The organism is Companilactobacillus futsaii JCM 17355, from assembly GCF_001435505.1.
GTDB classification, from domain to species: Bacteria; Bacillota; Bacilli; order Lactobacillales; family Lactobacillaceae; genus Companilactobacillus; species Companilactobacillus futsaii.
The window spans coordinates 20,293-24,275 of record NZ_AZDO01000145.1 but is presented as its reverse complement, the minus strand read 5'-3'; the positions used below and the strand labels follow the sequence as shown (position 1 = coordinate 24,275).

At 33.3% G+C, this 3,983-nt stretch carries 4 protein-coding genes; all 4 read right to left on the bottom strand.

Annotated elements, in window-relative coordinates; all coding sequences use genetic code 11:
• Positions 1-52 precede the first annotated feature (52 nt).
• Positions 53-619, bottom strand: coding sequence for a P-loop NTPase family protein (locus FC88_RS11965; protein ID WP_149029850.1), 567 nt, complete (start codon positions 617-619; stop codon positions 53-55).
• Positions 609-1,619: a hypothetical protein gene (locus FC88_RS11960; protein WP_057815920.1), complete on the bottom strand. Its 1,011-nt coding sequence runs from the start codon at positions 1,617-1,619 to the stop codon at positions 609-611. The genes FC88_RS11965 and FC88_RS11960 overlap by 11 nt, the downstream gene beginning before the upstream one ends.
• 18 nt (positions 1,620-1,637) lie before the next feature.
• The gene (locus tag FC88_RS11955; protein ID WP_057815918.1) at positions 1,638-3,128 is read right to left on the bottom strand and encodes a hypothetical protein; all 1,491 of its coding nucleotides are present in this window, start codon (positions 3,126-3,128) and stop codon (positions 1,638-1,640) included.
• A 223-nt stretch (positions 3,129-3,351) separates the two neighbouring features.
• Positions 3,352-3,983, bottom strand: a 632-nt coding sequence (locus tag FC88_RS13205) for a transposase (RefSeq protein WP_235526938.1), incomplete at its 5' end; no start/stop codon positions are given.

Below are 3,983 nucleotides of genomic sequence, written 5' to 3'. Positions count from 1 at the left end.
TGTTTTTTTATTTATTTTTTCTTAAGGTGGCTAACTTGATTATAAAATTCGCCTAATTTTGAAATTCACTAACTTGAGAAAATACTCTAAAATTGATTCCCCAATCTTCATTGGCTTGAACGAATTCTTCTCTTTCCAAACTTTGTCCCTTGTTATCAACAGTTACTAAAGGCATCTCCTCATTAATATTGGTACTAGACATGACAAACCACCAAGTAGGTTTCCTAGTTTCACCAACTGCTCGATGTGCCCCAATCCCTACTATCACTTGTCTTTTATTAGATTTCATTAACATGTAACTGTAGCCGGTTCTAACTTTCATGCTTCCACGACCCCAACCTAAAAGCATCCCTTCAAAAGTACGAGTATCATTTTTAGAATTGCGAATCGTAGTCTTATCTAATTTGTCAGTCCCCTTGGCTGGATTAAAGGAAGGTGTCGCAATCGAACCATCGATGAGCATTGGAAAGAAACAGTTGGCTAAAGTAGTTTTTCCAGCTGCATTTTCACCAATTAACGTTAAATTACCGTTTTGGGAAGCCGAAATATCTAAGCTCGTATAATTATTAAAATTTCTCAAATGAAAACTTACTGGTGTCAACATTTCTTTACTCATCATAAGTACTCCTTTTTTCTTTACTTATTGCGAACCGCTGAATTATAGATGTGGGAAAAATAAAACCATCATGTACGTTTATCAAGCCAAAATCAATCAATGATTCCTTAACTAAACTTAGCCCAATATTATTATTGGGAAAAACTTCAATAATCTTTTCTTTGATTACTTCATTCAAATCGACTTCAGAAATCCCTGTATGAATTGCCTGTGCGACGGCAATTGCCACAACTGCCGGTTTAGATTTTACTTGCTGTCTTTTCTTATCTAGTAATAAAGCATAATTATCCCCAATTTCAATATCAAATCGATCTAAATTAGCCCACTGCTCTGCAATTTTTTCCTTCTTATCTAATAAGGTCTGCCATAGTTGTGGGGATTTCTTTGAGCTAATGAAACGTTGTAATAACAAAGCACGATTAACTCTTTGTTCATCATTAAGGGTTATCACATTTGAAGTTGTCATTTGATTTATTATGGCCTGTGCTACCAAATTAAAATCGGAGCTAATATTCCAATATTCAGTAATTTCCTGATTTTGTTCACTCTGAATTAATTCTGGATAGTCTAATGTAAATAATTTAAATCGATCTACAAATAATTCTGTTATTATTCGTCTAATTTCTTTTTCATCTAAATCCACTACTTCGCTATGGACCTGTCGAATAATCGTTTGTGCTAAAACAGATCTATCTATTTGATTGGCTTGTAATTCAGGCAAATTTATTACAGCTTTTAAAGTTGCCAATAAGACATGAACATTTTCACTAGATTCATAATCAGATCCAATCATTAATAAAAGATTTTCTTGAACATTTTCTGGATAAACACCAATTAGACTATTTATATAACTATTAATCCTTTGTTGACCACGCGGTCTCTTAAGTACATTGACAGCATTGATCATTTCTTGTGTTGGATGATTTGGATTACTAGTAAATAAGCCATTATCAATTAATTGATTTATTATTAGACGTTCTGGATTGCTAAGTTTTGTTACCATTTTGTAATCTTCCCCTTTTTAGAATTCAAACTCAAATCCACAAGGTAATTGGACACTATAGTTTTCGTTTTTGCAGTGAAGCCAAATTGGTCCAGTTTTTTGAATAGCTGTTACTTTTTTTATTGGCCTCCCAAAAGGAGCAAAACTATCGTAGTGATCATAATTTGTTGCACTGTATAAACGCATTATTTCATCACGTGCCATGATTGTTTGTAATTCTAAATTACGATCCAAACGACCGTTATTTTCATCGACCATGACTAATTTTTGAAATTCTGATAAGGCTTCAGAAATGTCTAAGGCTACTTCATCATCTTCTGCAATCATAGGATTGTCTTCAACCGTAGCAACTTTTTTAGAAGTTGTATCAGCTTGATAAATAACTGGTCCTAAGACGCCTGCTTCCAACAGATCATTAGTATCAGAAACTTGCCGATCTTGTGCTAAATGACGAGGTGTTTGTTTAGGCATAGAAATGGATTGATAATTAGTTAGTAAGCCATCGATTTGCTTAGTCAATTGTTTAATATCAACAGTTTGTGAGTGAATATGATCATATTCTTTACTTAACAAATTGATCGAGTCTAGAATTGTTTGAAAAATTAAATAAATAGAATCGTAACTACTATCTATTGCAGAAGCTGTCGGCTCAAAACTAGTCGTCAAAATCTGTAATTGTTCCTGTACATAAATTTTATCTTGATGCATTTGAGCTGATAATTTTAATTGATTATTTATCGCTTGATCAATTTCTAAACTATCAGATCCTTGACGACTACGAGCCACTTGATCAGAAAAACTTTCGCTTTTTGCTAAATTTTGTATCAATGAACCCTGTTGGATCAATTTTGTATATGCCGGCAAAGCTTTTTTGTTCAACATCTGATTTAAATGTTCAGCCACTTTGCCACCATGATTGAAAGCTAAGTCATTAGAGACTTCATCTAAATCTTCACCTAATTTATGCATTCCCTTCATAACATCTGAATATGCTGAAACCATATTGTGAAAATCGTTGAATAATTTTGTATTAGTGGCATCTAAATGTGGTGAATTTAATTTGGCTACTAAATTGCAATATTCTTCTATACGAGCAGTATTAGCAGTAACAGTACTTTCCGCATCTAACACTTTAGGAATCATTGTTAAATATTCAATTCCTCGACTGGTAATTCGATAAACCGGTGCCTGTTGCATATGATAAGCTCCGCTAGCCATGCGGACTCTGATTTTACGTGGAGAAACTTCTACAAAACTAGCTTCTTCCTCCAAAACTTTTAAAACATTCTTTAAGACAGCATCAGTAATCATTTTTTCGTTAGTTTTGCCATCTAAATAATTGATATTGTATTGTTCAACTATAAAACCCAAAGTACGTGGTATATCGGCACTAGCCCGATTCCCATAAAGAATCGTCAAAATATTCCATCCTGCTAAAGGATGATCTCGACTACGTCCTAAATTAGTTGCTAAAAGCAAATTTCTTAAATCATCATTAATACCTAACATTATTTTGAATTCTCCATTTTGCGTTTTGCATTTAATCTAAATTATGAAGAAAAAATTTAACTTCTGCAACGATATATTTAAGTAACGCCTATATTTAAGTAATGAAATATCGTTAATATAAACTACGTATTTTTTGTGAACTACATCGGCACTAAAGTACCGAGCTTCTAGGAACATTCCATACTTGCCGGCTAGTATTTCAACTAGTCAGTAGAGGCTAGAACTATTTTACTAAGGCTTGTTCCAAGCCTTTATTTAATATATTTTTACTCGCATTGATATCACGATCATGATGAATACCACAACTAGGACAATCCCATTCTCTAATGTCTAACTCGTGTTTACCATCATCATACCCACAGTTAGAACAGATTTGACTAGTCTTGAATGGATTAACAATTAGAAGTTTCTTGCCGTACCATTCACATTTGTATTCAAGCATCAGTCTTAATACTCTCCATGATTGATTAGCGATAGCACGTGATAGTTTGTGATTACCAAGAAGATTTTTGGTTTTCAAATCTTCAATAACAATCAAATCGTTATCTTCAACTAATTTACGAGTTATCTTGTGGAGATAGTCTTTTCTTTGATTGGCAATCTTCTCACTATACTTAGCTACCATGAGTTTAGCTTTCATGTAGTTTGAGTATTGTTCTAAAGGTTTTGGATCAATCAATCCAAATTTCTTTTTATACTGAATATCCTTTAGAGCTTGATTACGTCTTCTAGCTAATCGTTTTTCCCAATAGTGTTTCCTTTTGGCAAGTTTTTTATCAAAACGGATTGTCTTATACTTACTTCCGTCTGAACAGATGACTAGGTCACAAACACCCATATCAAGGCCGACAGACT